Origin of the sequence: Amycolatopsis sp., from assembly GCF_036008905.1 — a bacterium.
In the GTDB taxonomy this organism is placed as follows: domain Bacteria; phylum Actinomycetota; class Actinomycetes; order Mycobacteriales; family Pseudonocardiaceae; genus Amycolatopsis.
The window spans coordinates 66,447-92,121 of record NZ_DASYMU010000143.1; the positions used below are offsets into that span (position 1 = coordinate 66,447).

General features: G+C 68.1%; 27 protein-coding genes and 1 pseudogene. 18 read left to right on the forward strand and 10 right to left on the reverse strand.

Translation table 11 applies throughout. The features are described 5' to 3' along the window. Positions 1 to 17 precede the first annotated feature (17 nt). Entirely contained in the window at positions 18 to 644 is a 627-nt protein-coding gene (locus tag VGP60_RS25050; protein ID WP_327550531.1) for a UbiX family flavin prenyltransferase, read from the reverse strand. A 168-nt stretch (positions 645 to 812) separates the two neighbouring features. Between VGP60_RS25050 and VGP60_RS25055 the strand changes: the two genes are divergently transcribed. Genes VGP60_RS25055 through VGP60_RS25085 form a run of 7 tightly spaced genes read left to right on the forward strand, consistent with a single transcriptional unit; the run spans position 813 to position 8,305 of the window. Next, the gene (locus tag VGP60_RS25055; protein WP_327550532.1) at positions 813 to 1,862 is read left to right on the forward strand and encodes an amidohydrolase family protein; all 1,050 of its coding nucleotides are present in this window, start codon (positions 813 to 815) and stop codon (positions 1,860 to 1,862) included. Beyond that, entirely contained in the window at positions 1,859 to 2,650 is a 792-nt protein-coding gene (locus VGP60_RS25060) for an alpha/beta fold hydrolase (protein ID WP_327550533.1), read from the forward strand. The genes VGP60_RS25055 and VGP60_RS25060 overlap by 4 nt, the downstream gene beginning before the upstream one ends. Next, positions 2,647 to 3,528 (forward strand): xanthine dehydrogenase family protein subunit M, encoded by an 882-nt coding sequence (locus VGP60_RS25065; RefSeq protein ID WP_327550534.1) that lies wholly within the window; start codon positions 2,647 to 2,649, stop codon positions 3,526 to 3,528. The genes VGP60_RS25060 and VGP60_RS25065 overlap by 4 nt, the downstream gene beginning before the upstream one ends. Next, on the forward strand, positions 3,521 to 3,994 hold the full coding sequence (locus tag VGP60_RS25070) for a (2Fe-2S)-binding protein (RefSeq protein ID WP_327550535.1): 474 nt from the start codon (positions 3,521 to 3,523) through the stop codon (positions 3,992 to 3,994). Before VGP60_RS25065 ends, VGP60_RS25070 begins: the two co-directional genes overlap by 8 nt. Further along, complete coding sequence (locus VGP60_RS25075; RefSeq protein ID WP_327550536.1) at positions 3,991 to 6,336, forward strand: xanthine dehydrogenase family protein molybdopterin-binding subunit; 2,346 nt, start codon at positions 3,991 to 3,993, stop codon at positions 6,334 to 6,336. The genes VGP60_RS25070 and VGP60_RS25075 overlap by 4 nt, the downstream gene beginning before the upstream one ends. Next, positions 6,336 to 6,926, forward strand: a complete 591-nt coding sequence (locus tag VGP60_RS25080; protein WP_327550537.1) for an SRPBCC family protein — start codon at positions 6,336 to 6,338, stop codon at positions 6,924 to 6,926. Before VGP60_RS25075 ends, VGP60_RS25080 begins: the two co-directional genes overlap by 1 nt. A 2-nt stretch (positions 6,927 to 6,928) precedes the next feature. Further along, positions 6,929 to 8,305, forward strand: a complete 1,377-nt coding sequence (locus tag VGP60_RS25085; RefSeq protein WP_327550538.1) for a uracil-xanthine permease family protein — start codon at positions 6,929 to 6,931, stop codon at positions 8,303 to 8,305. Here VGP60_RS25085 and VGP60_RS25090 read toward each other — a convergent pair. From VGP60_RS25090 to VGP60_RS25100, 3 genes are all read right to left on the reverse strand, one after another. Then, positions 8,253 to 8,576: a nuclear transport factor 2 family protein gene (locus VGP60_RS25090; RefSeq protein WP_327550539.1), complete on the reverse strand. Its 324-nt coding sequence runs from the start codon at positions 8,574 to 8,576 to the stop codon at positions 8,253 to 8,255. The two genes, VGP60_RS25085 and VGP60_RS25090, sit on opposite strands and share 53 nt — an antisense overlap. A 159-nt stretch (positions 8,577 to 8,735) precedes the next feature. Then, positions 8,736 to 9,140 carry an STAS domain-containing protein gene (locus VGP60_RS25095; RefSeq protein ID WP_327550540.1) on the reverse strand — a complete coding sequence of 135 codons (405 nt, stop codon included), beginning with the start codon at positions 9,138 to 9,140 and terminating at the stop codon, positions 8,736 to 8,738. Positions 9,141 to 9,361: 221 nt separating this feature from the next. Beyond that, positions 9,362 to 10,117, reverse strand: coding sequence for an IclR family transcriptional regulator (locus tag VGP60_RS25100; RefSeq protein ID WP_327550541.1), 756 nt, complete (start codon positions 10,115 to 10,117; stop codon positions 9,362 to 9,364). Between the two features lie 112 nt (positions 10,118 to 10,229). Here VGP60_RS25100 and VGP60_RS25105 point away from each other — a divergent pair, with 112 nt between their 5' ends. The 5 genes from VGP60_RS25105 to VGP60_RS25125 are packed head-to-tail and all read left to right on the forward strand — an operon-like array spanning position 10,230 to position 15,302. Beyond that, positions 10,230 to 11,357 (forward strand): zinc-binding dehydrogenase, encoded by a 1,128-nt coding sequence (locus VGP60_RS25105; protein ID WP_327550542.1) that lies wholly within the window; start codon positions 10,230 to 10,232, stop codon positions 11,355 to 11,357. Beyond that, positions 11,351 to 12,637, forward strand: a complete 1,287-nt coding sequence (locus VGP60_RS25110; protein WP_327550543.1) for a Rieske 2Fe-2S domain-containing protein — start codon at positions 11,351 to 11,353, stop codon at positions 12,635 to 12,637. The genes VGP60_RS25105 and VGP60_RS25110 overlap by 7 nt, the downstream gene beginning before the upstream one ends. 27 nt (positions 12,638 to 12,664) lie before the next feature. Beyond that, a complete protein-coding gene (locus VGP60_RS25115; RefSeq protein ID WP_327550544.1) occupies positions 12,665 to 13,060 on the forward strand; it encodes a hypothetical protein in 396 nt (131 codons plus the stop codon). Continuing rightward, positions 13,057 to 14,004, forward strand: coding sequence for a PDR/VanB family oxidoreductase (locus VGP60_RS25120; RefSeq protein WP_327550545.1), 948 nt, complete (start codon positions 13,057 to 13,059; stop codon positions 14,002 to 14,004). Before VGP60_RS25115 ends, VGP60_RS25120 begins: the two co-directional genes overlap by 4 nt. Positions 14,005 to 14,063: 59 nt before the next feature. Beyond that, positions 14,064 to 15,302, forward strand: a complete 1,239-nt coding sequence (locus VGP60_RS25125; RefSeq protein ID WP_327550546.1) for an MFS transporter — start codon at positions 14,064 to 14,066, stop codon at positions 15,300 to 15,302. 4 nt (positions 15,303 to 15,306) lie between these two features. On the opposite strand, the pseudogene VGP60_RS25130 reads toward VGP60_RS25125, so the two are convergent. The 5 genes and pseudogenes from VGP60_RS25130 to VGP60_RS25150 all read right to left on the reverse strand — a co-directional run bounded on the left by VGP60_RS25130 (position 15,307) and on the right by VGP60_RS25150 (position 18,944). Next, positions 15,307 to 15,905 (reverse strand): annotated as a pseudogene (locus VGP60_RS25130) (cation transporter). A 57-nt stretch (positions 15,906 to 15,962) separates the two neighbouring features. Next, on the reverse strand, positions 15,963 to 16,292 hold the full coding sequence (cmtR, locus tag VGP60_RS25135) for a Cd(II)/Pb(II)-sensing metalloregulatory transcriptional regulator CmtR (RefSeq protein ID WP_327550547.1): 330 nt from the start codon (positions 16,290 to 16,292) through the stop codon (positions 15,963 to 15,965). A gap of 68 nt (positions 16,293 to 16,360) precedes the next feature. Further along, entirely contained in the window at positions 16,361 to 17,383 is a 1,023-nt protein-coding gene (locus tag VGP60_RS25140; RefSeq protein ID WP_327550548.1) for a D-alanine--D-alanine ligase family protein, read from the reverse strand. A gap of 13 nt (positions 17,384 to 17,396) precedes the next feature. After that, complete coding sequence (gene alr, locus VGP60_RS25145) at positions 17,397 to 18,545, reverse strand: alanine racemase (protein ID WP_327550549.1); 1,149 nt, start codon at positions 18,543 to 18,545, stop codon at positions 17,397 to 17,399. Between the two features lie 117 nt (positions 18,546 to 18,662). Next, positions 18,663 to 18,944: an isoamylase early set domain-containing protein gene (locus VGP60_RS25150; RefSeq protein ID WP_327550550.1), complete on the reverse strand. Its 282-nt coding sequence runs from the start codon at positions 18,942 to 18,944 to the stop codon at positions 18,663 to 18,665. 148 nt (positions 18,945 to 19,092) lie between these two features. On the opposite strand from VGP60_RS25150, the gene VGP60_RS25155 reads away from it, so the two are divergent. The 3 genes from VGP60_RS25155 to fdhA all read left to right on the forward strand — a co-directional run bounded on the left by VGP60_RS25155 (position 19,093) and on the right by fdhA (position 22,503). After that, positions 19,093 to 19,869, forward strand: a complete 777-nt coding sequence (locus VGP60_RS25155; protein ID WP_327550551.1) for an IclR family transcriptional regulator — start codon at positions 19,093 to 19,095, stop codon at positions 19,867 to 19,869. Positions 19,870 to 19,942: 73 nt separating this feature from the next. Continuing rightward, on the forward strand, positions 19,943 to 21,118 hold the full coding sequence (locus VGP60_RS25160; protein ID WP_327550552.1) for a 4-hydroxybenzoate 3-monooxygenase: 1,176 nt from the start codon (positions 19,943 to 19,945) through the stop codon (positions 21,116 to 21,118). A 170-nt stretch (positions 21,119 to 21,288) separates the two neighbouring features. After that, positions 21,289 to 22,503: a formaldehyde dehydrogenase, glutathione-independent gene (gene fdhA / locus VGP60_RS25165; protein WP_327550553.1), complete on the forward strand. Its 1,215-nt coding sequence runs from the start codon at positions 21,289 to 21,291 to the stop codon at positions 22,501 to 22,503. Positions 22,504 to 22,543: 40 nt separating this feature from the next. Here fdhA and VGP60_RS25170 read toward each other — a convergent pair whose 3' ends face one another. Then, positions 22,544 to 23,383, reverse strand: a complete 840-nt coding sequence (locus tag VGP60_RS25170) for an LLM class F420-dependent oxidoreductase (protein ID WP_327550554.1) — start codon at positions 23,381 to 23,383, stop codon at positions 22,544 to 22,546. 134 nt (positions 23,384 to 23,517) lie between these two features. Between VGP60_RS25170 and VGP60_RS25175 the strand changes: the two genes are divergently transcribed. Genes VGP60_RS25175 through VGP60_RS25185 form a run of 3 tightly spaced genes read left to right on the forward strand, consistent with a single transcriptional unit; the run spans position 23,518 to position 25,636 of the window. Next, positions 23,518 to 23,889 carry a YciI family protein gene (locus VGP60_RS25175; protein WP_327550555.1) on the forward strand — a complete coding sequence of 124 codons (372 nt, stop codon included), beginning with the start codon at positions 23,518 to 23,520 and terminating at the stop codon, positions 23,887 to 23,889. A gap of 11 nt (positions 23,890 to 23,900) precedes the next feature. Then, positions 23,901 to 25,100 (forward strand): RNA polymerase sigma factor, encoded by a 1,200-nt coding sequence (locus VGP60_RS25180; protein ID WP_327550556.1) that lies wholly within the window; start codon positions 23,901 to 23,903, stop codon positions 25,098 to 25,100. 35 nt (positions 25,101 to 25,135) lie between these two features. After that, a complete protein-coding gene (locus VGP60_RS25185; protein WP_327550557.1) occupies positions 25,136 to 25,636 on the forward strand; it encodes a MarR family winged helix-turn-helix transcriptional regulator in 501 nt (166 codons plus the stop codon). The last annotated feature ends 39 nt before the right edge of the window (positions 25,637 to 25,675 follow it).

The window sequence follows — 25,675 nt, forward strand, 5'->3', positions numbered from 1 at the left end:
ATTCCCTTCCCCGACCGTCACCCGGTCCCGTTGTTCCGGCCGTTCGGCCCGGTGAGCTCACCTTCCCACGCGACGGGCGCCAGCTCCCATAGTCCCACCCTGGCCAGCGCACGGCGAGCGGTGTAGTCGACGATGTCGTCGACCGAGTCCGGACGAGGATAGAAGGCGGGCACCGGCGGCGCGATGATGGCTCCCGCTTCGGTGGCGGCGACCATCGAGCGCAGGTGCCCCAGGTGCAGCGGGCTTTCGCGGACGAGCAGCAGCAGCGGGCGGCCTTCCTTGAGGCAGACGTCCGCCGCGCGGCTGACGAGGTCGTCGGTGTAGCCGGTGGCGATCGCGGACATCGTCTTGACCGAGCAGGGCGCGACCAGCATCGCTTCCACCGGGTACGAACCCGACGCGATGCTCGCGCCGATCTCGCTGGCGCGATGGGTGACGTCGGCGCGGGCCTGGACGTCCTGCAGCGACATGTCGCATTCGTACCGCAGTGTCATGATCCCGGCCTTCGACACCACCAGATGCGTTTCGATGTCCTCTTGTTCGCGCAGCAGGTCCAGCATCCGCACACCGATGCACACGCCGCTGGCACCGGTGATCGCCACGACGACCTTCCGGCGCCGGAAGACCGAGTTGCCCACTGTCATCACACCTTCCTGAAAGCCCCCGGCGGCCCATCGCATCACGTCCGGCGGGCCGATGCGAGGAAACCGGTGTTAGAGCTGCTAACCGGGGCCGACAGCAAAGCGCGCTGGTCGCCGGGACGGCCCGAACATAGCGTCGAAGTGTTCACCCGATGGTGGCGGATAACGGAGGTGAGTCGGACGGACACGGACCGGGATCTCGACCGCATGGGCACGGTGGCCGGTGAGGTGGTGATCGACGCGCACGCGCATATCGTGCCTGCCTCGCTGCTCGAGGAGCTGGCCAAGACACCGGTGTCCGGCTTCGGTGCGACCCGCGTCGAGCAAGGCTGGGTGGTCTCCGTCCCGGGCATGGGTGACACCCGTCCGATCGGCGCGCGGATGACCGAACCCGGCCCGCGCGCGGCGTGGATGTCCAAGACGGGCGTGACCCGGCAGGTGCTTTCACCCTGGATGGACATCCAAACCGGACAGCTGGCGCCGGGAGCCGCACGGGACTGGACGCGAAGGCTGAACGACGCGATGTCGGAGTCGGCGGTCTCGCTCGGTGCCACGGCCCTCGCGTCGGTCGCCACCGACGACGGTGAACAGGCCGCCACCGATCTCGGCGAGCTGTGGAAGAGCCCGGAGATCTCCGGGCTCATGCTCTCCACGAACCCGCTCGGCGGACCCGCACTGCACGACCCGGCGCTCACTCCACTGTGGACGCTCGCGGAGGAGCAGGGCATCCCGATCATGCTGCATCCGCCGACCTGCGGCCCGTCCGGCGAGCTCACGACGATCGGCGGGCTGGGCAACGTCCACGGCCGGCTGCTGGACAACACCCTGGCCATCACGGAACTGATCCTGCACGGCCTGCTCGATCGCCACCCCGGACTAGAGCTCGTGCTCGTCCACGGCGGCGGATTCCTGCCGTACCAGGCGAACCGGCTCGACGGCGGATACCGGACCAAGGAAGCGTTCGTCGCGCCACTGGCTCGCGAGACGCCTTCCGCGTACCTCCGTGACTTCCACTACGACACGGTCGCCCTGTCCGGCGCCGCCATCGCGTTCCTGGCCGGGCTCGTCGGTGCCGATCGCGTATTGCTCGGCAGTGACTTCCCCTTCGCGCTCGGTGATCCCGAGCCGGTGCGAACCGTGCTCGGCAGCGGGCTCAAACCGCACGAAACCGACGCGATCCTGTACTCCAACGCCGCCAAGCTCTTCGGAAGGAAACCGTGACGACCGTCGAAACCACCGCCACCCGGCTCGCGTACCGGCGCTGGGGGAGTGGTGAACCCCTGATCCTGCTGCACCCGCTGGCGCTGTCCGGCGAACTGTGGGAACCGCTGGCGGAGACGCTCTCCGACGAGTTCGACGTCCTCGCGGTCGATCTGCGCGGCCATGGCGGCAGTGAATGGGACGGCAAGCCGTTCACCATCGAAGACCTCGCCCGTGATCTCGCCGACGCGCTGGATTCCTTGGGGCTGGACAAGATCAGCCTGCTCGGACTGTCCATGGGTGGCAGTGTCGCGGTCACCTTCGCCGGGTTGTTCCCCGGCCGTGTCCGGTCGCTGGTGCTCGCCGACACCACCGCCTGGTACGGCGAAGACGCCGTCAAAGCGTGGTCGGAACGGGCCGGGAAGGCCAGGGACGTGCCGCGGCTCAAGCAGGTGCCGTTCCAGCTGGACCGCTGGTTCTCCCCGGAGTTCCGGGAAAGCCACGCCACCGAGGCCGATCGCGTGGTGCAGATCTTCCTGCACACCGACAGCGAGGCCCACGGCGCCGCGTCGGTCGCGATGGGCGAACTCGACTCTCGTGCGCTGCTCCCCGCGGTCCGCGCGTCGACGCTCGTGCTCGTCGGCGAGCACGACTACGCCACTCCACCGTCGATGGCCGAAGCGCTCGCCGACGGGATCACCGGCGCGACGCTGGAAGTCCTGCCCGGGCTGCGGCACATGTCGCTCATCGAGCAACCGGCCCTCGCCGAGCGGATCCGCGAGCATCTGTCCACAGTGGAGGAACAGTGAAACCCGGCCAGTTCACTTACCACGCTCCGCGCGAACTCGGCGAAGCATTGGAACTCCTACAGGAATTCGGGGACGAGGCGAAGGTACTGGCGGGCGGGCAAAGCCTGATGCCGATGCTGAACTTCCGGCTCGCGCGCGTCGACCACCTCGTCGACATCAACCGGCTCGGCGGCCGGCTCGGCGAGCCGCGCTTCGACGCCGGGACGATCACCATCCCCGCCTTGGTACGGCAGCGGCAGCTCGAACGTTCCGAGGAGACCGCTCGGGTGCTGCCCGTGCTCACCGAGGCGCTGCGTCAGGTCGCGCATCCGCAGATCCGCAACCGGGGAACCATCTGCGGCAGTCTCGCGCACGCCGACCCCGCGGCCGAACTGCCGAGTGTGCTGTCCGTTTTGGACGCCACCTTCACCCTCGTCTCGGCGAGGGGGACCCGCACGGTCGCCGCGGCGGACTTCTTCCTGTTCCACCTGACCACGGTCCTCGAGCCGGACGAGATCCTGCTGGAGGTGTCGGTCCGGCGTCCGCCGCCGAACCAGTTCTCGGCGTTCCGGGAGTTCGCGACCCGGCGCGGCGACTTCGCGCTGGCGGGGGTGGCGGCACTGTGCGAAGTGGACGGAGACGGGGTCGTCACCGAATGCCGGATCGCGGCGGCCGGGGTCGCGCCGGTCCCGCAACGACTCCGCGCGGTCGAAGGCCTGGTCACCGGTTCCCGGCTCGGCGAGACGTCGGCGTCGGAGATCGCCGACGCCGCCCGCGCCGAGGTCGAGCCGACCAGTGACATCCACGCGAGTGCCACCTACCGCAGCCGTCTCACCGGTGTGCTGGTGAACCGGGCGCTCGTGGACATCCGCACCAAACAGGAGGCCGCCCATGCCTGACGTCGACACCGGCCACCGGATCACCGGGACGGTCAACGGCGCCGCCTACGACGAGGTCGTGGACGACCGGATGACCCTCGCCGACTTCCTGCGCGAAAAGCTGCGCCTGACCGGTACCCATCTCGGCTGTGAGCACGGCGTCTGCGGCGCGTGCACGGTGATCGTCGACGGTGCCGCGAGCCGCTCGTGCCTGATGCTGGCCGTGCAAGCCGACGGCACCGAGATCGAGACGGTCGAAGTGCTGGCCGAGGACGGCGAGCTGAACCGGCTGCAGGCGGCGTTCAAGAAGAACCACGCGCTGCAGTGCGGTTTCTGCACGTCGGGTTTCCTGATGAGCGTCACCGCCGCGATGCGTGAGGGCGCGATCCGCGACGAGGGCCACGCACGTGAGGTGCTCAGCGGGAACATCTGCCGCTGCACCGGGTACACCGGCCTGGTCAAGGCCGTACTGGAGGCCGGCGAATGACGACCATGATCGGCACCAGCGTCCCGCGCCGGGAGGACGAGCGGCTGCTGACCGGCCGCGGCCGCTACCTCGACGACCTCGACCTGCCCGACGCGCTGGCGGCGGCGTTCCTGCGGTCCTCCAACGCGCACGCGCGGATCCTGCAGATCGACCTGTCCGCGGCGAGGGAACTGCCCGGCGTGATCGCGGTGTTCTCCGGCGCCGATCTCGCCGAGATCCAGAAACCCTTGGCGCCCAAGGTGCTCCACCCCCAGCTGAAGGACTTCCCCCGGCTGCCGATGCCGCCCGGGGAACTGCACTACGTCGGTGAGCCGGTCGCCGTCGTGATCGCGGAGACGCGCTACATCGCCGAGGACGCCCTCGAACTCATCGACGTCGACTACGAAGTCCTGCCCGCGGTGGCTTCCACGGCGGCGGCGCTCGAACCGGGCGGGCCGCTGGCGCATTCCGATGCCGAAAGCAATGTCGCCGTGCTGCTGACACAGAGCGCGGGCAACACGGCCGAAGCGTTGCGTACCGCGCCGAACCGGCTCTCCGAGGAGTTCTTCGTCATGCGCGGCGGGGGCCACTCGATGGAACCCCGCGCGGTCGCCGCGCGCTACGAGCCCGCGACCGGGCAACTGACCATTTGGGACACCACGCAGTCCCCGCACTATGCGCGCCAGCAGCTTTCGGTGATCTACGAGATGGCAGAGGACGACATCCGGGTCATCGCGCCACCGGATGTCGGCGGCGGTTTCGGGCCCAAGGCCCAGTTCTACGGTGAAGAGGTCGTCATCCCGTGGGTGGCGAAGAAGCTGCGGCGTCCGGTGAAGTGGGTCGAGGACCGGCAGGAGAACTTCGTCAGCGCGATGATGGAACGCTCGCAGACGCACCGGATCGAGGTCGGTTTCGACGACGACGGCATGCTGCTCGCGGTGAAGGACGTCATCGAGCACGATCAGGGCGCTTACTGTGCGGGGCTTCAGGTTCCGTCGATCACCACGGCCACCGTGCCCGGCCCGTACCGGATTCCCAATATCGAGATCGAGCTGCGGGCCTGCTACACCAATATGGTGCCGACGTCTTCGGTCCGCGGCGCGGGCCGGCCGCAGGCGGTGTTCGCGATGGAACGCATGATGGACCGCGTCGCCGAGCATCTCGGGCTCGACCCGGCCGAGGTCCGGTTCCGCAACCTGATCCAGGCCGACGAATTCCCTTACAAAGTGGGGATCACGTTCCGCGATGGCAGCCCGCTGACGTATGACAGCGGCGACTTTCCCCGGTTGCTGGAAGGTACGCTCGATCGGCTCGGATACGCTGAAGCCCGGGCGGAGCAAGCAAAACTCCGTGCCGAAGGCCGGTACATCGGCATCGGTATCGCGGCCTACGTCGAGGGCTGCGGCCTCGGCCCCTACGAGGGGGCGAAGGTCCGGCTGACGAACACCGGCCGGGTGCTGGTCACGCTCGCCGCCGCGGGCCAGGGCCAGGGCTATGAGACGGTGTACGCCCAGATCGCGTCGGACGGCTTGGGCATCGACATGGACCACATCGACGTCCTGACCGGTGACACCAGCCGGATCCCGTTCGGACAGGGGACTTTCGCCTCACGCATCACCGCCACGGCCGGGCCCGCGGTGCTGGACGCGGCCCAGCAGATGCGTGTCCGGCTCGTGGACACCGCGGCGAACCTGCTCGGCTGCGATCCCGCTGAGATCACCTTCACCGGTGACCGGGCCAGTCTCAACGGCGATCTGGAGAAGTCGTTGTCCCTGCTGGAAATCGCGCGGGTGGCGAATATCGGCAAGCACGGCATCACGCTGCCGGTGGGCATTTCCGCCGGGCTGGAGACGTCGAGCTACTTCGCCCCGGAGCGGGCCGCCTACGCCAGTGGCGCGCACGCCGCGATGGTCGAGGTGGATCCGGAGACCGGCGGGATCGAGATCCTCAAGTACGTGATCGGGCACGACTGCGGGAACGTCATCAACCCCAAGCTCGTGGACGGTCAGGTGCTCGGCGGTTTCGCCCACGGCCTGGGTAACGCGATGTACGAGGAAGCGGCGTACGACGCGGAAGGCCAGCCGCAGGCGACCAGTTACCTCGACTACTCGCTCGTCTCCGCGGCGGAAGTGCCGACGGTCGAGCTGTTCCACATCCATTCGCCCAGCCCGCTCAACCCGCTCGGCGTCAAGGGCGCCGGTGAAGGCGGGACGATCCCGGCACCCGCGACCATCGCCAACGCCGTGGAAGACGCGCTCCGGCCGCTGGGCGCGCGGGTGAACCGGGCCCCGGTCACCCCGGCCCGGATCGTCGAAGCGATCCACGGTGACGAGCAGGCCCTAGCAGAGGTGAGAGGTTCCTGATGCTGATCGAGAACTCGTTCGACGTCGACGCCGACCCGGACCGGGTGTTCGCGTTTCTGCAGGACGCGCACAACGTGGCCGCCTGCTTCCCAGGCGCCGAGCTCACCGAGGACCTGGGGAACGACTCGTACCGCGGCAAGGTGAAGATCAAGGTGGGCCCGGTGACCGCGGCCTACACGGGTGTCGCGGAGGTCGTCGAACGCGACGCCGTCAAGCGGGTCGCGGTGCTCCGGGCGGTGGGCAAGGACGCCAAAGGCGCGGGAACGGCCAAGGCGACCGCGATGATGCGGGTCACCGCCACCCTGAGCGGGTCCAGCGTGTCCCTGTCGACCGATCTGACGATCTCCGGGAAGCTCGCGCAGTTCGGGCGCGGGATCATGGCGGACGTGTCCGGCCGGATGGTGGGAGAGCTCGCGACCAAGGCGCGGGAACTGATCGAAGAGGGCGAACCCGGAGTGGCGGCGCCGGCCGCGGTCGCGGTGGAAGCGCCGCCGATGAGGGCCGCGAGCATTCTCCGGACCGTCCTCAGCGGATTCTTCAAACGGCTGCTCGGACGCTTGCGGAACAGGAAAACCAGGCAGGCAGGGTAGTCGTGACCACCGAAACAGTCCCGCCGGAAGTGGCACCCGCGAAACCGGTGTTCGATATCGGCATCGACGACCGGGTGCGGTTTTCCAGTGCCATCGGGCTCGGCGTCCAGAACATCCTGGGCATGGCCGGGCTGCTGATCTTCCCGGCGCTGATCGGGACCGCGTTCAAACTGTCCACAGAGGACACCGCGTATCTGTACGGTGTCACGTTCATGACCTCGGGCCTGGTCGTGATCCTGCAGTCGGTGTTCCTGCTGCGGTTGCCGATCATCCAGGGGCCGTACGCGGGTTCGCTGGCCGCGTTGCTCGCCGTCGGACACGGGTCGGGCGGGCTCGGCGCGGCATTCGGTTCGATGACCGTCGCCGGCGCGATCTGGTGTGTGCTTGCCTTGCCGCTCAAGCGCTTCGGGCTCATTACTTATCTGGGCCGGTTCGTGCGCGATCCGATCATCTCGGGTGTGATCATCCTGATCCTGGCGACCCAGCTGACGAGTACCGCGTTGCCGAATTGGCTGGGTACCCCGGAGAGCAAGGGTTTCCCCGGGATCAACCTGCTCGCCGGAGCTGTCGCGGCGATACTGGTCGTCGTCTTCACCGTGCTGCCCAAGGGAACGCTGCTGCGCCGTGGCGCGGCGCTGGTCGCCGTCGTGCTCGGGACCGTGGTGTACGCCGTGTTCGAGCCGACGTCGTTCGGCGAGGTGGGCCGGAACCTGGGCATCACGGTGCCGCGGCTCTTCCCGTTCGGCTTCGCCGTGCAACCCGATCTGGTGCTCATCTTCTTCATCACCCTGCTGCCTGCGATCGCCGAAAGCATTGCCACCTATGACATCGTGGCGAAGTGGGGCGGTCAGGAGCTCTCTGCACACCGGGTGTCGCAGGGTGTCTTCGGCGAGGTTCTCGGCAGTACTGTCGGCGCGGTGTTCGGCGGGATGTCGACGCTGGCGTATCCGGACAACATCGGCCTGCTGCGCGTGACGAAGGTCGGCTCCCGGTACGTCACGCTCACGACCGGGATCATCCTGCTCGTCCTCGGCGGCCTCAAACCGTTTGACCGATTGCTGCAGGCTGTGCCGCTCCCGGTCTTGGCCGCGGCCGGGACAGTCCTTTTCGGAGTGTTGTTCGCCAGCGCCGTCGATGTGCTGTCCGGCGTCGAGTGGACGCGGGAGAACCTGATGCTCGCGGGTGTCCCGTTCATCACCGCCATCGGCGGGCTGTTCATCCCGGCGGCCTCGCTGCACGCCATGCCGATGCTGGTGCAGCTCGTGTTCGGGCAGCCGCTCATCCTCGGCACGCTGTTGCTGATCGTGATGAAGGCCGGGTTCGGCCTCACTCGCGGATGGTCATCCGCGCCACCTGGGAACCGTCCACGCGGAACATGAAGTGGCTCGGGCCGTTGAAGCCGTCACCGCCGACGGTGGCCGTCACGGTCCACTCGCCGGCCCGCTCGGCCACCTCGGTGACCTTCAGCGACACGTGCACGCCGATGAACTCCTTGTCGCTCCAGTCTTTGATGGCCGCGCGGCCGCGGAACTCCCGGCCCCAGTCGTCGACGACGCCTTCTTGGGTGAAGACGTCGAGGAAGGCATCCGAGTCGTTCTTGTTCGCCGCGTCGATCACCGTCTGGACGGGGGCGGGCAGTGCCGTGGTCATGGCCGGTCTCCCTTGTTTCCGTTGCTAACATCTCGACGTTAGCAGTGCTAATGGTTCGGCCGCCACCCACCCGTGACGCCATCTGTCGACAGATGGCGACCCTCTTGGGAACTAAGAGATCACGAGATGTCGACATCTCGTGATACCTCTCGCGGGGTATTAGGTGAGGGTGCCTTGGACCCGGGTGGGGAGTTGCGTTTGGTGGACCTTCAGCACGGCGTCGAGGCCGGTGAGGTCCAGGGCTCGCTGTACCGGCCTGGACATGCCGATCAGCCGCATGTCGGTGCCGCAGGCGCGTGATCGCCGGTTCACTTCGGCCAGCAGGTTGAGCCCGCTCGACGAAATAAAGGTCACTTCGCTGAGATCGAGGCCCAGTCGTGCGGGAAACGGCGGGTGCAGCACTTTGTTCAGTTCCGCTTCGAGCGCGGGGCTGGTTTCCAGATCGATTTCACCCTGGGCTTTGACGAGTATCAAGCCGGGCTGGGGGCGCGCTGTCGCCACGGTGAGGAGATCTTCGTCTTCGCGTTCCCGGGTGGGAAGTGGTGGAGGCGGTGGCAAGGTCATCGGAGGACTCTCCTTCGGCAAGAAGGCGACGCTACGATGAATTCCCGGCGATCTCAACTTGGTGTGCATTACCAGTACCCACTGTTGTCCATAATCAGCCGATACGGTGAAATGCGATCACGTTATCATCACCACTGGTGATTATCTCTCCACATTTCGTATAACGATATATACGCCGATGAACGGTGATTTCTTTGTTGTCCGTACATTTGCGCGGGAAATCAGTCGGTCAGTGCGCCGGTGATGTCCCGCGCCGCCGCGCGCACATTGTCGACGATCATCGAGCGGCGTTCGTCGTCCAGGCGAAAGCCGGCGCAAGCGGCGGAAAGTGCGGCGACGGGTAGGCCACCCTCGGAGACGAGCGAGGCGGTGGCCCACACGCCTTCGTCGATCTCCTGGCTGCTCGCGGCCCAGCCGCGGGTGGCGGCCTGCGCGACCTCCCGCAGGAACTCCGACCGCTGGGTTCCGGTGTCTTCGCCGGCGGTGAGCAGCCTGTCCACGTATGCGATTCGCTCGGCTTCGGGCATCGAGCCCACCAGGACTTTCACGCTGGCTCCGCGCAGGGGCGGCAGGTTCTGTCCGGGTTCGAATGAAAGACGCAAACGGCGACTGGCTTCGACGCGATGCTGGCACACCGGCAGCCCGTGCACCATCCGCACCAGGAGCACCGTTTCGCCGATCTCTTCGGACAGGGCGCGCATGAACGGGTCGGCGATGTCGATCAGCGTGTTGGCCGCCCGCGCGGCCCGGCCGAGGGCGGTCACGCGCGAGGTGAGGTGGTAACGGCCACGTTCGGTCTCGGCGACCAGGCCCGTTTCCCGTAGTAGCGCGATATAGCGGTGAGCCGAGGGGAGCGGGACATCCATCTGCTGCGCCAGCTCTTTCACCGACGCGACAGGTCGCTCTTCGGTGAAAGCGAACAGCAGGTCGAGCACGCGACGGGCGCTGTCCGCGCCGACGCGTCTGGTCTCGGTCATGAGGGTGCCCCTTGACGTGGCCGCAGAGCGGACCTATTTTCTAGTTATCACTGTGAAAGATCAATCTATCACACAGTGATAATGACGTCAACAAGAGGGGAGCTGAACCCGAATGTGTTCCCTTCCGGCTTCGGCGCTCGCGAGCGTCGCGCTTCCCGGCGGAACCTCGGAACTGCGCCGTTTTCCACTGACGCCGGCGACCGCCGACGAGGGCTGGCTACGGGTCGCGGCTTCCGGTATCTGCGGTACCGACGTCGCGCTGCACGCGAAGGGCCTGAGCCAAGACACCGTGCTGGGCCACCACGTCGTCGGTGAACTGGCCGACGTCGGTTCCCGAGCCGCACAGCGGTGGGGCTTGGGTGTCGGTGATCGCGTGGTGGTCGAGGAGTACCTGCCGTGCGGAACCTGCGAGGCCTGCACGACCGGCTGGTACCGCCTGTGCCCGGACACGGATCTGTGGGGCGGCGGCCGGCGGATCGGCACGATCCCGGCCGACGAAGGGCTGTTCGGTGGCAACGCCGAATACCTGCGCCTCCCGCACAACGCCGTGCTGCACCGGCTGCCCGACGGATTGTCCTGGGAACTGGCGGCATGGGTGCTGCCACTGGCCAACGCGCTCGACTGGCTGCTCGACGCCGGTGCCGCGCGGCCCGGCGAGAACGTGGTCGTGCTCGGCCCCGGCTATCACGGCTTGGCGATCGCGGCGGCGGCCCGGAGCGCGGGCGCGGCGGCCGTCGTCGTGTGCGGGTTGCCCGCCGACGAGGAACGGCTCCGGCTGGTCGCCGCACTCGGCTGCGAGACCGTGATCTTCGGCGAAAACGACCATGCCGCCCAGGTCCGTGCCGCACTCGGCGGCGCGGGCGCGGACGTCGTGCTCGACGCGGCGGGGGAGGACCCGCGGACCGTGGATCTGGCGCTGGAGTTGGTGCGGCAGCGCGGACGGCTCGTGCTCACCTCGCCGAAGAACCCACCGCATGCCGCCCTCGACACCCGGAAGATGACCCGCCGGATGCTGACCGTCCGCGCTGTCCGGGGCCGGTCTCCGGAGTGGGTCACCCGAGCACTCGACCTGCTCGCGTCCGGAACGTCCGGTCTGGAACGGATTCCCACCGCCGTGGTCGGCCTCGCCGACGTCGGTTCGATGCTCACCCGGCTCGCCGACGGCGAAGGTCCGGCCACCCCGCACGTGGTTGTGCGGCCCCATTTCCCACCACAGAAAGGATCTCGCCCCCTATGTTGACGCGAGAGCAGAACGAGCGGCTCGTCCGGACCGGACCCGGCACCGAAATGGGGGAACTGCTGCGCAGGTACTGGATCCCCGCGCTGCTGGCCGACGAAATCCCCGAACCCGACTGCCCACCGGTGCGGGTCCAGCTCCTCGGACAGCGCCTGATCGCTTTCCGCGACACACTCGGCCGGATCGGCCTGCTGGACGAGATGTGCAGTCACCGCACGGCGTCACTGTTCTTCGGCCGCAACGAGGAATGCGGCCTGCGTTGTGCCTACCACGGCTGGAAGTACGACGTCGAGGGAAACTGCGTCGACATGCCGTCGGAACCGGCCGAGAGCAAGTTCAAGGGGAAGATCAAACACCCGGCGTACCCGTGCGTCGAGCGCGGCGGCGTGATCTGGACCTACATGGGGCCGCCCGAGCTGAAGCCGGAACTGCCCGAATTGGAATGGGCGATGCTCGACTCGTCGCAGTGCTTCGTCTCGAAACGCCTGCAGGAGACCAACTTCCTGCAGGCGATGGAGGGCGGCATCGACTCAAGTCACGTGTCGTTCGCCCACCGGTTCAACATGGACGACGACCCGATGCACGCCGGCACCGAGGGGCTCGTCTACCTGAAGAACGACACCAGGCCGAAGTTCGAGGTCACCGAATCCGACGGCGGCCTGCTGATCGGCGCGCGGCGCACGGTCGACGACGAGAACTACTACTGGCGCGTCACGCAGTGGATCATGCCCTGGTACACCATCATCCCGCCGTTCGGCACCCACAACCCGCTGGGCGCGCACGCCTGGGTGCCGATCGACGACGAACGCTGCTGGGCCTGGAGCATCAACTATCACCCCACCCGTGACCTGCACGACGTCGAGCTGGAGTCGATGAAACGTGGGGAGGGCATCCACTCGAAGAACATCCCCGGCACCTACCGGCCGCTGGCCAACGCGGACAACGACTATCTCATCGACCGCCAGGCGCAGCGGGACAAGCGCACCTTCAGCGGTGTCGAAGGCATTGCGGCACAGGACTTCTCGCTGCAGGAGAGCATGGGCCCGATCGTCGACCGGACGAAGGAACGTCTCGGTACCAGTGACGCGGCGATCATCCTCGCTCGACGCCGTCTGCTGGCCGCCGCCGAAACGATGGAGTCCGGCGAGCCGCTGCCCGGTGCGAAACCGGAACATCATCGCGTCCGCTCGGCTTCGGTGATCCTGCCCAAAGCGACGCCGTTCCAGGAAGGCGCGCGCGAAGCGCTCATCGTCAAGCCCGGCGAAGAGTTCGTCTCGATCTGAGGCTGTGCGAGGAAAGGAGGTCGGAGCATGGTTTCCTGGGCATGGACCCGAAAATCCTACGAAGCACGCGTGCTGGTGGTTCCGCTCGACGAGACCAGCCGGGCGGCGCTCCCCGAAGGGCTCGAGGAGGGACTCACCGTCGAGCAGGCCGACATGGTCGTCCTGCTGGCACACGACTTGGGCGTGGTCGACGACAGCGCGGTCATCGAGATCTGCGACGCGGCCAGGGCCGAGGGCCGGTTGATCGCCGCGGTGATCGTCGACGCCGACTTGAGCTGGCACGGTGAAGCGGCCAGGCGTTCGGCGGTGGTCATCCGGGAAGCCGTCGATTCCGTGGTGGTCCTGCGGGATGTCAAGCTGGCCACTGCTTTCGTCGACGTCCTGCGCGGCGGCGATCGCGAACCCGTGGCGGACGCACGATGACGGCGGCGAACGGTGAGCGCCGCGCACTCGTCACGCAGATCCGCCGCGAAGCCGACGGTGTCGTCTCGCTGCGGCTGGAGGACCCGGACGGCGCCGCGCTTCCCGAGTGGGAGCCCGGCGCTCATCTCGATCTTCGGTTGCCGTCCGGTGCGGTCCGGCAGTACTCACTGTGCGGTGACCCGGCCGACGCCTCGGCGTACACCGTGGCGGTGTTGCGGGAAGAGGCGGGTCGCGGTGGTTCCGCCGAGATCCACGACACCGCGCTGGTCGGCCGGGAAGTGACGATTCGCGGTCCTCGCAACCGTTTCCCGCTCGTCCCGGCACCCGCTTACTGTTTCGTGGCTGGCGGGATCGGGATCACCCCGATCCTCGGCATGATCCGGCGACTCGCCGCCGGGGACGTGCCGTGGACGTTGCACTACGGCGGCCGGAGCCTGCCGTCGATGGCGTTCCGGGACGTGCTCGCGGAGTGGGGTGCGGGACGGGTGGAGTTCCTGCCCGAGGACGAGACGGGCAGGCTCCCGCTCGACGAGATCCTCGCTGCGGCACCGGCGGGCGCCGCGGTGTACACCTGTGGCCCGCCGGGGCTCATCCGCGCGATGGAACAGCGGGTGGGCGCCGCGCTCCATTTCGAACGGTTCACCGGGGAGGCCCAGCCGGAAAACGACGAAGACACCGAGACTTTCGAGGTCGAGCTGGCCCGGAGCGGTGACATTGTGCGGGTGCCGCCCGGTGAGTCCATTTTGGACGTGGTCCGCGCTGTCCGCCCCGAAGTCATGTCCTCGTGCGAGGAGGGCTTCTGTGGGACCTGTGAGACCAAGGTGCTGGCCGGTGTCCCGGAGCATCGCGACACCATTTTGACCGCCGCGGACCGGGAGCGGAACGCCACGATGATGATCTGCGTCGGCCGGAGCAGATCGCCTCGCCTGGTGTTGGATCTCTAGCGATTTTCGGCGGGGGCCGGGGAAACAAGCACATTCGGCACGGACTGAGAGGCTCAATGATGAGCACTGTACAAAGCGTCGCCCCCGTCGCGGGGACCCGCTCGCGCTACCGGTGGGCGGTGCTCCTGCTCTGCTGGCTCGCCTTCACCATGACCTCGGTCGACCGGTCGACTTGGGGCCCCGCCTCGGTTTTCGTCGGCAACGACCTCGCCATACCGCTGGCGAGCCTCGGCGTGTTCGCGACCGCGTACTACGTCGGATACGTGGTCTCCAACGCGTTCGGCGGGTTCTCGTCGGACCGCTTCGGCGGCCGCAAGATCCTCACCATCTCGATGCTCGGTGCGGGTGTGTTCATGATGGTGTTCGGCTCGACGACCTCGGCGGCGCTCGGGATCACCGTGCAGGCGATCGTCGGGCTGTTCGCCGGAGCGGACTACGCGGCCGGGATCAAATTGCTCGCCAGCTGGTTCGAGCCGCGCGAACTCGGCATGGTGATGGGCGTGTTCACCACCGCGACCTCGCTCGGCACGGTGATCGCCAACGCCGTTGTGCCCACGGTCATCGAGAAGTCCGGCTGGGAGACGTCGTACCACGTGTTCGGCTTCATCTCGATCCTGGTCGCCGTGCTCTGTTACGCCATCGTCCGGCCGGGTCCGGTGGTGACCGAACTCGTCGTGGAGAAGCGCAAGGAGTCGACGCTGCGGTCACTGGCCCGCAACCGGGACCTCGTGCTGCTCGCACTGGCCGGGTTCGGTGGCTTCTGGGGCACCTACGGGTTCATCACCTGGTCCAACACCCTGATGATCAAGGGCTACGGCGTCACGCCGACCACGGCGGGTGCCATCGTCGCGGTGTTCGCCGCGACGGCGGTCATCGGCAAACCGGTCGTCGGGCTGGTCGCGGACAAGTTCGGCGGGGCGCGGAAAATACCGACGATCGTGATCCTCGGCGTCTTCGTGCTCACGCTCGTGGCGTTCGGCAGCCTGGAATCCACGACGGCGTTCTTCATCGCCGCGCCTTTCCTGGGGCTGGCGGCCTACTGCTATCTGCCGCTGATGGTGGCGATGATCCCGCGGCTGGTCGAGAGCGGGCTCACCGGTACGGCGGCCGGGCTCAGCAACGCGTTCTGGCAGCTGGGCAGCGTGCTCGTGCCGCTGGCCGTCGGCGCGGTGTTCCACGCGACTTCCTCGTTCATGGCGGCGTTCCTCACCCTGGCCGCCGGTCCGCTCGTCGGCCTGCTGCTGATGCTGGGCGTCAACGAAAAGCGGGCGGAGCTATCGACGAAGGTGCTGTCCTGAGTGGTCAACAGCAGTGGTGGCCGCGCCACGCTTCGCGGCCTTCCTTCACCGCGACGGCCGCGATGACGAGCGCGACCAGCGGGTCGGCCCACGACCAGCCGAACAGGCTGTTCAGCAGTAATCCGACCAGCAGCACCCCGGAAAGGTAGGTGCACAACAGGGTTTGCTTCGAGTCGGCAACGGCGCTGGCCGAGCGCAGTTCCCGGCCGGCCCGGCGCTGGGCGAAGGACAGGAACGGCATCACGACCAGCGAAACCGCGGCCAGCGCGATCCCGACCGTCGAGTGCGCGGCGGTTTCGGCGCCGGTCAGCGACCGGACCGATTCGAAGGTGACGTAGGCGGCGAGCGCGAAGAACGACACCGCGATCACCTTCAACGCCGTGCGTTCACGGGCTTCGGGTCGGCACCGGAGAACTGCCAGGCCACCGCGGCCGCGGAGGCGACTTCGATCACCGAGTCCAGGCCGAAACCGATCAGTGCGGTGGAGGAGGCGTGGGTACCCGCGGAGATGGCGACGATCGCTTCGACGACGTTGTAGGTGGTCGTCGCGGCGACCAGCCAACGCACCTTCCGGCCGAGCGCGGTCCGGCGCTCCGCGGTCACCGGGCTGGGCCTTCCTTCAGCCGTCGGTGCAGGTGGGAACCGTTTCCGGGGCGCTGCTCATGTCGCGGGCACCTCGTCCTTGCGGTCCTCGACCGGCTCGACGGCGAGCACGACGTGCAGCAGTTCGCCGAGCGCGCGGGTGAGATGTGGGTCGGACAGCGAGTAGTGGACCTGCCTGCCCTCGTAAGTCGCGACGACCAGGCCGCAGCCGCGCAGGCAGGACAGGTGGTTGGAGACGTTGGACCGGCTCAGGCCGAGCCGCGTCGCCAGCTGCCCGGGATAGCTGACGCCGTCCATGAGCGCGACCAGGATGCGGCATCGGGTCGGGTCAGCGAGCGCCCGGCCCAGCCTGGCCAGCGCGGTTTCTCTCGTCTCGCAGGTCAGCACGGACGAGACAGTACAGAGCAGCCTGAACATGAGCCAGTGGCTTAGGTCGTGTCTTGTAAGGACACGACTTAGACGTACGCGGCTTCCTTTCCCGCGCGGCTCAGCGCGGTGGTGAGCAGGATGTCCAGCAGTCGCGGGAACTCCAGGCCCGCGGCCCGCCACATCTGCGGGTACTGCGACGCGGCGGTGAAACCGGGGAAGGTGTTCACCTCGTTGATCACCGGCTCGACGCCGTCGCGCAGCAGGAAGTCGACCCGGAGCAGCCCTTCGCAGTCCAGCGCGGTGAACGCCCGCAGCGCGTGGTCACGCAACCTCGCGAGCATGCCGTCGTCCAGGTGGGCCGGGATGTCGAAGATCGTGGCGTTGTCGGCGTACTTGGCTTCGTAGTCGAAGAACGCCTGGGCGCCGCGTACCTGGATTTCCAGCGGCGGCCCCACTTCGAGGCGCCCGTCCGGGTGCTCCAGGACGGCGATGTCGATCTCGCGCCCGAGCACGGCCTCCTCGACCAGTACCTTGGTGTCGATCGCCCTGGCCTGTTCGATCGCGGCCGTGAGCTCACCCAGTCGCTCCACTTTGGACACCCCGAGGCTGGACCCCGCCCTCACGGGTTTGACGAACATCGGCAGGCCGAGCCGCGCGACCTCTTCCGTGGTCAGCGTGTCCTGTTTCCCGCGCAGTACCACCGAATCGGCGACGGCGAGCCCTTCCGCGGCGAGGAGCTTCTTGGTGAACTCCTTGTCCATCCCGACCGCGCTGGTCAGCACCCCGTTGCCGACGTACGGCACGCCGATCATCTCCAGCAGCGACTGCACGATGCCGTCCTCGCCGTACTTCCCGTGCAGGACCGGCATGACGACGTCGACATCGCGGAGATGGGCGACCGCGGCGGCGATGCTCCTGGCCGGGTTCTCCGGCGCGGGTTCGGCACCTTCGACGATCCACCGGCCTTCGAGGGTGATCCTGATCGGGACGACGTCGTAGCGCTCGCGGTCGAGGTGTTCGAGCACGCTTTCCGCCGAATGGCAGGACACGTCGTGCTCGCCGCTGCGGCCGCCGAACAGCACGGCCACGCGGATCTTGTTCTCGCTCAAGGTGTTCTCCCCTTTACAGTGCCGGCAGGTAACGTCGCGGGACCCGGTGCCCGATGCCGGTGAGAATTTCGTGCGGGTTGGTCCCCGCCCAGCACGCCCATTCGATGACGGTCGGTTCGCCGTCGTCGCCAGGCCCGAAAAGGACCACTTCGTCTCCGATACGGACGGGAGCGTCGCCGACGTCGACGACGAACTGGTCCATGGCGACGCGGCCCGCGATCGGATACCGGGTGCCGTGGATGGAGACCTCGCCGTGGCCGCTCGCCGTTCTCGGCACGCCGTCGGCGAAACCGAGCGGCACGAGCACCAGCGTGGTGTCGCCGGTGGTCGTGTAGTCGTGGTGGTAGGAGACGCCGGTGCCGCGGGGGACGCGCTTGACCATGACCGCGCGGCCGCGCAACGTCATCGCGGGCCGGAGCCCGAAGTTCTTGTCCGGCAACGGTTCCACGCCGTAGAGGCCGATCCCGACGCGGACCAGGTCGTACCGTGAACCTGGCACGCCGAGCGTGGCGGCGGAGTTCGCGAGATGTCGCAATGGCGGGTGCAGGCCGAGGCTCCCGGCCGCCGCGAGCGCGTCTTCGAACCGCCGGATCTGCGGCGGGACGGTCGCGGGATCTTCCGCCGCGCTCAGATGCGACCAGATACCGCGCACCCGGATGGTGCCGGCGAGCTCGAGCCGGTGGGCCAGGCGCAGCAGTTCGGGCCATTCGTCGGCCGTGGAACCGTTGCGGGACAACCCGGTGTCGATCTTCAGCTGCACCCGGGCGGCGAGGGCGACGCGCTGGGCGCTCCTGGCGATCCCGAGCAGGTGTTCGGCCGACGAGGCGGCGAGGTCGACGTCGGTCAGGATCGCCTCGGCGAAGTCCTGGCCGGGCAGGTGCAGCCAGCTCAGGATCGGCGCGGTGACGCCGGCCGCGCGGAGCTCGCCGGCTTCGGCGCACGACGTCACGCCGAGCCAGCTCGCCCCGTGCGCCAGCGCCGTGCGCGCCACCGGGACGAGCCCGTGCCCGAAGCCGTCGGCCTTGACCACGGCCATCAGGCCGCCGACGGGCCCCGCGAACAGCCGGGTGTTGTGCGCGACGGCTTCGAGGTCGACGACGGCTTCGGCGAACGCGAGGCCGGGCACCGTGCTCGCCGTCGTGACCGTGCTCGTCGAGGGCATGGGCACGATCTTCGATCACTCCGGGAAGGAGCAGATCGGTCGAACGGTCCGGCTAATCGGCCGAAAGTATGAGAACCGGACATGGACGCCGTTGTCCACAGTGAACTCGGTGCTCAGTCAGGGTGCGACGAACACGCTTCCGCGGTGGTCGTGGCGGTGCGCGTCGGGATCGTCGAACCACAGGCCGTCCGGGCCCAGGTACCGGAAGCACACCGCGGTGCCCGAGGAGATCTCGACGGTGGCGGACCGTGTCCCGTTGGAACGCTTTCGTAGTTCGTGCGCGCCGGGCCGCCATTCGTTGAAATCTCCCACGACGCTGACGCGCCCGGCGGGCTCCTCGACCGGCAACACGAAAGTCACCTTCACGGTTTCGTTCTTGCCACGGTTGGTGCGGATCACCTGGCGTTTTCCCTTCTCATGTCTGCGCTACGGAATCGATCACGACTATCGCATCCAGGAGGGCCGTGCCCGGTGAGCCCGGACCGGGACCGCCTCAAATACACCTGTCCGTGTCGAGCAGGCCGAATGGACGGGAGCCCGGCGGAGAATGCAGACTGCGGGCGTGGCCAAACCGTCCCACGGCGAATCCGTGCTCTCCCGGGTGGTGCGGATCTTCGAGACATTCGAATCCGACGTGCCCGCGCTGCGCGTTTCGGAGATCGCGAGGCGGGCGGACCTGCACGTGGCGACCGCGTCCCGGCTGATCGAGGAGCTCGTCCAGAACGGCTGGCTGCTCCGGGACACCGACCGCCGGATCCGGATCGGCGTGCGGATCTGGGAGCTCGCCTCGCGCGCGTCGCCGACACTGACCCTGCGTGAAGCCGCCATGCCGTTCATGGAGGACCTGCACGCCGTGGTCGGCCACCACACGCAACTCGGCGTGCTGGAAGGCAGGGAAGTGCTCTTCGTGGAGCGGCTCTCGGCGCCGGGCGCGGTCGTCAACATCACCCGCGTCGCCGGGCGGCTGCCGTTGAACGTGTCGTCGTCCGGGCTGGTGCTCCTCGCCCACGCACCGGCCGAACTGCAGGAAGAGGTGCTGACCGGGCCGCTGAAATCCTACCGCGGCGACACCGCCTCCGACCCGGTCGCGCTCCGGCGGATGCTCGCCGACATCCGCAAGCACGGCTACGCGTTCTGTCCCGGTTTCGTCGACGAGGAGACCGCCGGGATCGCCGTGCCGGTGCACGGACCGGCCGGGCAGGTCATCGCCGCGCTGGCCGTGATCGTGCCCAACGACGGCAACGCCCGGATGCAGATCCCGGCGCTGCGGGCGGCCGCCCGCGGGGTCTCCCGTGTGATGAGCGCCGAAAATCTCTCTCGCTGAGTGAGAAGTCGGTGGTGGTGGGTCGTTCGCGCGTCCCATTCTCGTGTTCCCCGCTGTGAAAGGACTCTTCTCTGTGCGCACCCAGGTAGCGATCATCGGCGCGGGACCGGCCGGACTCCTGCTGTCCCAAATGCTCGGTCTCGAAGGGATCGAGTCGGTGCTCATCGAGCGGCAGAGTCCCGAATACGTGCGGAGCCGGATCCGGGCGGGGATCCTGGAGGCGTCCACGGTCGAACTGCTCAAGCAGGTCGGTGTCGGTGAGCGGCTGGCCGCCGAGTCGATGGAACACCGCGGGATCTACCTGCAGTGGCCGGGGGAGCGCCACCACCTCGACTTCGTGAAGCTCGCCGGGCGGTCGGTTTCGGTCTACGGGCAGACCGAGGTCACCAAGGACCTCATGCTCGCCCGCGAGCGGGCCGGACAGCAGACGTACTACGAAGCCACCGATGTCGAGCTGCACGACGTCGGCGGCGACAGTCCTTACGTCACCTTCGTCGACGCCTCGGGGCAGCCGCAACGGCTGGACGCCGACGCCATCGCCGGCTGCGACGGGTTCCACGGCCCGAGCCGTAAGGCGATGCCCGAAGCCGAGCAGCGCACCTGGGAGAAGGAGTACCCGTTCGCCTGGCTCGGCGTGCTCGCCGACGTCGCGCCGTCCACCGACGAACTGATCTACGCCTGGCACCCGGACGGCTTCGCCATGCACAGCATGCGCTCGTCGCACGTCAGCCGGTTCTACCTCCAGGTCCGCCCGGACGAGGACATCAACGCCTGGAGCGACGACCGGATCTGGGCCGCGCTCACCACCCGCCTCGGCGCGGGACAGCATGGCTGGAAGCTCGAAACCGGTGTGGTCACGGAGAAAAGCGTCCTGCCGATGCGCAGCTTCGTCACCACGCCGATGCGCCACGGCCGGCTCTTCCTCGCCGGGGACGCCGCCCACATCGTCCCGCCGACCGGCGCGAAAGGCCTCAACCTCGCCGTCGCCGACGTCGCCCTGCTCGCCCGCGCGCTCACGACGTGGCTGCGCGACGGCTCGGAAAAGCTGGCCGAGACCTACTCCGACACGGCGTTGCGGCGCGTCTGGCGGTGCACGCACTTCTCGTGGTGGATGACCACCATGCTGCACCGCCACGGCGACGACTTCGACGCGCAGCTCCAGCTTTCCCAGCTGCAACGCACCATCGCCTCGGAAGCCGCGTCCACCGAACTCGCCGAGAACTACGCCGGACTCCCCATCGGCTACTGAGGTCGCAGGGCCGTCGCCATCTGTCGACAGATGGCGACGGTGTTCGCCGGGTGGCCGAAAGTCTTTGCGGGGCAATCGATTCAGAGACCTGCGCCCCGCCGGTCGCGCGTAGGGTCGGAAACGTACGTGACAAGGCACGGAGGGGGACGAGCGGTAGGGAAGGAAGTTCCATGTCAGGCAATCGCGTGGTCGTCTACCAAGGGCCCGGCAAGGTCAGTGTCGAGACCATCGACTATCCGAAGCTGGAGCTGCCCGATGACGTCGTGAGCGGGCTGGGCATCAAGAGGAGCGCTCCGCACGCCGTCATCCTGAAGCTGGTTTCGACGAACATCTGCGGCAGCGACCAGCACATGGTCCGCGGCCGCACCACCGCCCCGATCGGGCAGACCCTCGGTCACGAAATCACCGGTGAGGTGGTGGAAGTGGGCGACGACGTGCTGTTCGTGAAGGAAGGCGACGTCTGTTCGGTGCCGTTCAACATCGCCTGCGGGCGCTGCCGGATGTGCAACGAGGGCAAGACCGGGGTGTGCCTCAACGTGAACCCCGCGCGTGCCGGCGCCGCGTACGGATACGTGGACATGGGCGGCTGGGTGGGCGGCCAGGCGGAGTACGTGATGGTGCCGTTCGCCGACTTCAACCTGCTGAAGTTCCCCGACCGGGAGCAGGCGCTGGAGAAGATCCTCGATCTCACCATGCTTTCCGACATCTTCCCGACCGGCTATCACGGCGCGTACACCGCGGGCGTGACCACGGGCTCGACGGTGTACGTCGCGGGCGCGGGGCCGGTGGGTTTGGCGGCGGCGTATTCGTCGCTGCTGCTCGGCGCGTCGGTGGTGGTGGTCGGGGACATGAACGCCGACCGGCTGGCGCAGGCCCGCAGTTTCGGTTGCGAGACAGTGGATTTGACCCGTGACGCCGAACTGCCCGACCTGATCGAGCAGGTACTGGGCGAGCGGGAGGTGGACGCGGCCGTCGACGCGGTCGGCTTCGAAGCACGCGGACATGGTGAAGGTGCGGCGGAAGCGCCCGCGACCGTGCTCAACGACATCATGTCGATCGGCCGCGCCGGCGCGTCGCTCGGAATTCCGGGGCTTTACGTCACCGGTGACCCGGGCGCGGTCGACGAAAACGCCAAACAGGGCCAGATCGGGGTCCGGCTGGGACTCGGCTGGGCGAAGTCGCATACCTTCGTCACCGGCCAGTGCCCGGTCAAGAAGTACAACCGGCAGTTGATGAACCTGATCCTCAGCGGCCGCGCGGAGATCGCGAAAGCGGTCAACGCCACCACGATCGGCCTGGACGGCGCTATCGAGGGCTACGAGGACTTCGACCGCGGTGCCGCCAAGAAGTACGTGATCGATCCGCACGGCATGATCAAGGTGTGACCTGGGGTGGGGTGCCTCCGCGGTGGAGGCACCCCACCGCTCAGTCCAGTGCGGCCAGCGCGTCGGCCAGCGGGGTGAGCACCGCCGGGCCGAGCGGCGGCAGCAGATAGACGATGGCCAGGTCGCAACCCACCTCGCCGAGGGCGGCGGCGGTGTCGGCGGCCTCGTTCACTTCCCCGGGCGAGTTCAGCCGGACATGGCTCGACAGCGTGATCTCCTTCGGATCGCGGCCGACGTCTTCGCAGTGCGCGTACAGCACGTCCCGCTTGCGGGCGAACTCCTCGGGCGTACCGCCGACGAAGTTCCAGTGCTGGGCGTACTTCGCGGTCGTACGGAGCGTGCGCTTCTCCCCGGAACCGCCGATGCAGATCGGCGGATGCGGCCGCTGCGGGCCCTTCGGCTCATTGCGCGCGCCGGTGAGCTGATAGTGCTTGCCGTCGAAGTCCGTGGTCTCCTGCGAAAGCAGTCCGATGAGGACCTCGCAGGCTTCCTCGAAGCGGTCGCTGCGTTCGGCCGGGCCGCCGAGCTCGATGCCGTAGGCGCCGGACTCCTCTTCGTTCCAGCCCGCGCCGATACCGAGTTCGAGGCGGCCTTCGGAGATGATGTCGACGGTCGCGGCCATGTTGGCCAGCACCGCCGGGTGGCGGTAGTGGATTCCGGTCACGAGTGTGCCCATCCGCAGGCGGCGGGTGGCCTGGGCGAGGCTCGCCAGCAGCATCCAGCCTTCGAGACAGGGGCCGGACGAATCGCCCACGATGGGATAGAAGTGGTCGAACAGCCAGCCGGACTCGTAGAGCTCGATGTCGTCGGCTTCCTTCCACACGGCCAGGATGTCGGCCCAGGTGGTGTTCTGGTTCGCGGTCTTGAAGGCGAAACGCAAGGTGGGGCGCTCCTCGGTGTCGGAAAAACTAACTGACTGGTTGGGTAGTTTAGTCTCGCCCGCGACGATGTCGAAAGCGTCGATCCGGCTTCGACGTCCCGGTGAGACAATCCCCGAGAACCGTGGAGGCATCCGTGAAGTACCTGATCCTGATCCACAGCAACCCGGCGTCCAGGGCGCTGTGGGAGACGCTGTCCGACGCCCAGCGCCTGGAGTTCGGACGCGGTCATCTCCGGCTGTCCGAGGAGCTGGCGGAGTCCGGTGAGCTGGTCGTGTCCGAAGGGCTCACTGACCCGGAACTGGCCAAACGCGTGTCGGTGCGTGAGGGACAGACGCTGACCACCGACGGGCCGTTCGCCGAGGTCAAGGAGTACTTGGCCGGGTTCATGCTCGTCGAGTGCGATACCGGGGACGAAGCCGTCGCGATCGCCGCACGGGTCCCGGACGCGGTCTTCGGGTCGGTCGAGCTGCGCCCGGTCCTCGACATGAGCGAGCTGGAACTCTGAGCCCGGCGAGCGTGGTCGAGGACCTGCTGCGCGAACTGGCGCCGCAGGTCCTCGGCGCGCTCGTCCGCCACCACGGCGGCTTCGACCTCTGCGAAGACGCGGTGCAGGAAGCCCTGCTCGCCGCCTCGCTGCAATGGCCCGAAGAGGGGATTCCGGGTAACCCGAAGGGGTGGTTGATCACCGTCGCTTCCCGGCGGTGGATCGAGCTGTGGCGCAACGACTCGGCCCGACGCCGTCGCGAAGAAGCGGCCGCGGTGCAGGCGCCGCCGGATCCCGACCTCGTCCCGGCCGTCGACGACACGCTCACCCTCCTGCTGCTGTGCTGCCATCCGGCACTCACCACGGTTTCGCAGGTCGCGCTGACCCTGCGCGCGGTCGGCGGGCTGGGCACCGCGGAGATCGCGCGGGCGTTCCTGGTCCCGGAAACGACCATCGGACAGCGGATCAGCCGGGCGAAGCAGCGGATCAAGGCCAGTGGCGCCGAATTCGGGCTGCCGCCGCCGGCGGAGCTGGTCAAGCGCGTCGACGCCGTGCTGCGGGTGCTGTACCTGATCTTCAACGAGGGCTATACCGCCAGCTCCGGTTCCACGCTGCACCGCGTCGAGCTCAGCGCCGAGGCGATCCGCCTGACCCGGCAGCTCCACTCCCGGCTTCCCCAGGACGCCGAGGTCGCCGGGCTCCTCGCGCTCATGCTGCTCACCGACGCGCGCCGCCCGGCGCGGACCCGCACCGACGGCGCGCTCGTCCCGCTTGCGGACCAGGACCGCGGCCGGTGGAACGCCGGATTCATCGCCGAGGGCACCGCGCTGATCACCGCGACGCTCGCCAGCGCGCCGATCGGCCCGTACCAGTTGCAGGCCGCGATCGCCGCCGTGCACGACGATGCCGCCCGGGCCGAGGACACCGACTGGCTGCAGATCCTCGGCCTCTACGAGCTGCTGCACGCCAGCGCGCCGGGACCGATGGTGACGCTCAACCGGATCGTGGCCGTCGCCATGGTCCGCGGCGCGCGGGTGGCCTTGCTGGAGCTCGCCGACGCGGAGACCGATCCCGCGCTCGCCGGGCATCATCGGGTGTCGACCGTCCGCGCCCATCTGCTCGACATGGCGGGGGACCGGGAGGCCGCACGGGAGCACTACCGCCTGGCCGCCAAGCGCACGCTGAGCGTTCCCGAGCAGCGCTACCTCGAATCCCGCGCGGCTATGCTCTGAGGTGATAGTTCACCGGTTAACGATGGGAGCCTCCCGTGCCGGACGATCTCCACACCACGGTGCAGGCCTGGGGCGAAACGCATCCCGGGCTGGATCTTTCGCCCGTGGAACTCGTCGGGCTGCTCAAGCACGCAAACGCGATGCTCGACCTCATGCTGGAACCGGTCTTCGAAACCGCGCCGCTGAGCTCGTCGGAGTTCGATCTCCTGCTGCATCTCCGGCACCTGGACGGCACCAGCATCGCCCGTCGCCTGGCCGCGTCGATGGGCCGCTCGGCGGCCGCGCTGAGCAAGTCACTGGTGAAGCTGGAGAAGCGGGGACTGGTGGTGCGGGAGGCGAATCCGACGGATCGGCGTGCCGCGCTGGTGACCATCACCGAGGCCGGGGTGGCCGCCGTCGACGAGATCCTGCCACGGCGGCTGGCACTGGAGGCGAAGGTGTTCGACGCGCTCGAACCGGGGGACCGGGCGCGGATCGTCGAGGCGCTCGGTGTGCTCGGCCGGACGCTGGAAAAGGCCGTCAAGAACGCTTCCTGACCCGCCGGGAGCCCCGCTGACCACAAAGTCGTGCCGCCA

Excerpts from the sequence above, each read along its gene's own strand:
- VGP60_RS25100 (WP_327550541.1), bottom strand. The coding sequence starts at position 10,117 with ATGACCGAGACCAGACGCGTCGGCGCGGACAGCGCCCGTCGCGTGCTC.
- alr (WP_327550549.1), bottom strand. The coding sequence starts at position 18,545 with ATGCCCTCGACGAGCACGGTCACGACGGCGAGCACGGTGCCCGGCCTC.
- VGP60_RS25155 (WP_327550551.1), top strand. The coding sequence starts at position 19,093 with ATGCAGACTGCGGGCGTGGCCAAACCGTCCCACGGCGAATCCGTGCTC.
- VGP60_RS25105 (WP_327550542.1), top strand. The coding sequence starts at position 10,230 with ATGTGTTCCCTTCCGGCTTCGGCGCTCGCGAGCGTCGCGCTTCCCGGC.
- VGP60_RS25050 (WP_327550531.1), bottom strand. The coding sequence starts at position 644 with ATGACAGTGGGCAACTCGGTCTTCCGGCGCCGGAAGGTCGTCGTGGCG.
- fdhA (WP_327550553.1), top strand. The coding sequence starts at position 21,289 with ATGTCAGGCAATCGCGTGGTCGTCTACCAAGGGCCCGGCAAGGTCAGT.
- VGP60_RS25080 (WP_327550537.1), top strand. The coding sequence starts at position 6,336 with ATGCTGATCGAGAACTCGTTCGACGTCGACGCCGACCCGGACCGGGTG.
- VGP60_RS25110 (WP_327550543.1), top strand. The coding sequence starts at position 11,351 with ATGTTGACGCGAGAGCAGAACGAGCGGCTCGTCCGGACCGGACCCGGC.
- VGP60_RS25090 (WP_327550539.1), bottom strand. The coding sequence starts at position 8,576 with ATGACCACGGCACTGCCCGCCCCCGTCCAGACGGTGATCGACGCGGCG.
- VGP60_RS25095 (WP_327550540.1), bottom strand. The coding sequence starts at position 9,140 with ATGACCTTGCCACCGCCTCCACCACTTCCCACCCGGGAACGCGAAGAC.
- VGP60_RS25070 (WP_327550535.1), top strand. The coding sequence starts at position 3,521 with ATGCCTGACGTCGACACCGGCCACCGGATCACCGGGACGGTCAACGGC.
- VGP60_RS25125 (WP_327550546.1), top strand. The coding sequence starts at position 14,064 with ATGAGCACTGTACAAAGCGTCGCCCCCGTCGCGGGGACCCGCTCGCGC.
- VGP60_RS25120 (WP_327550545.1), top strand. The coding sequence starts at position 13,057 with ATGACGGCGGCGAACGGTGAGCGCCGCGCACTCGTCACGCAGATCCGC.
- VGP60_RS25075 (WP_327550536.1), top strand. The coding sequence starts at position 3,991 with ATGACGACCATGATCGGCACCAGCGTCCCGCGCCGGGAGGACGAGCGG.
- VGP60_RS25115 (WP_327550544.1), top strand. The coding sequence starts at position 12,665 with ATGGTTTCCTGGGCATGGACCCGAAAATCCTACGAAGCACGCGTGCTG.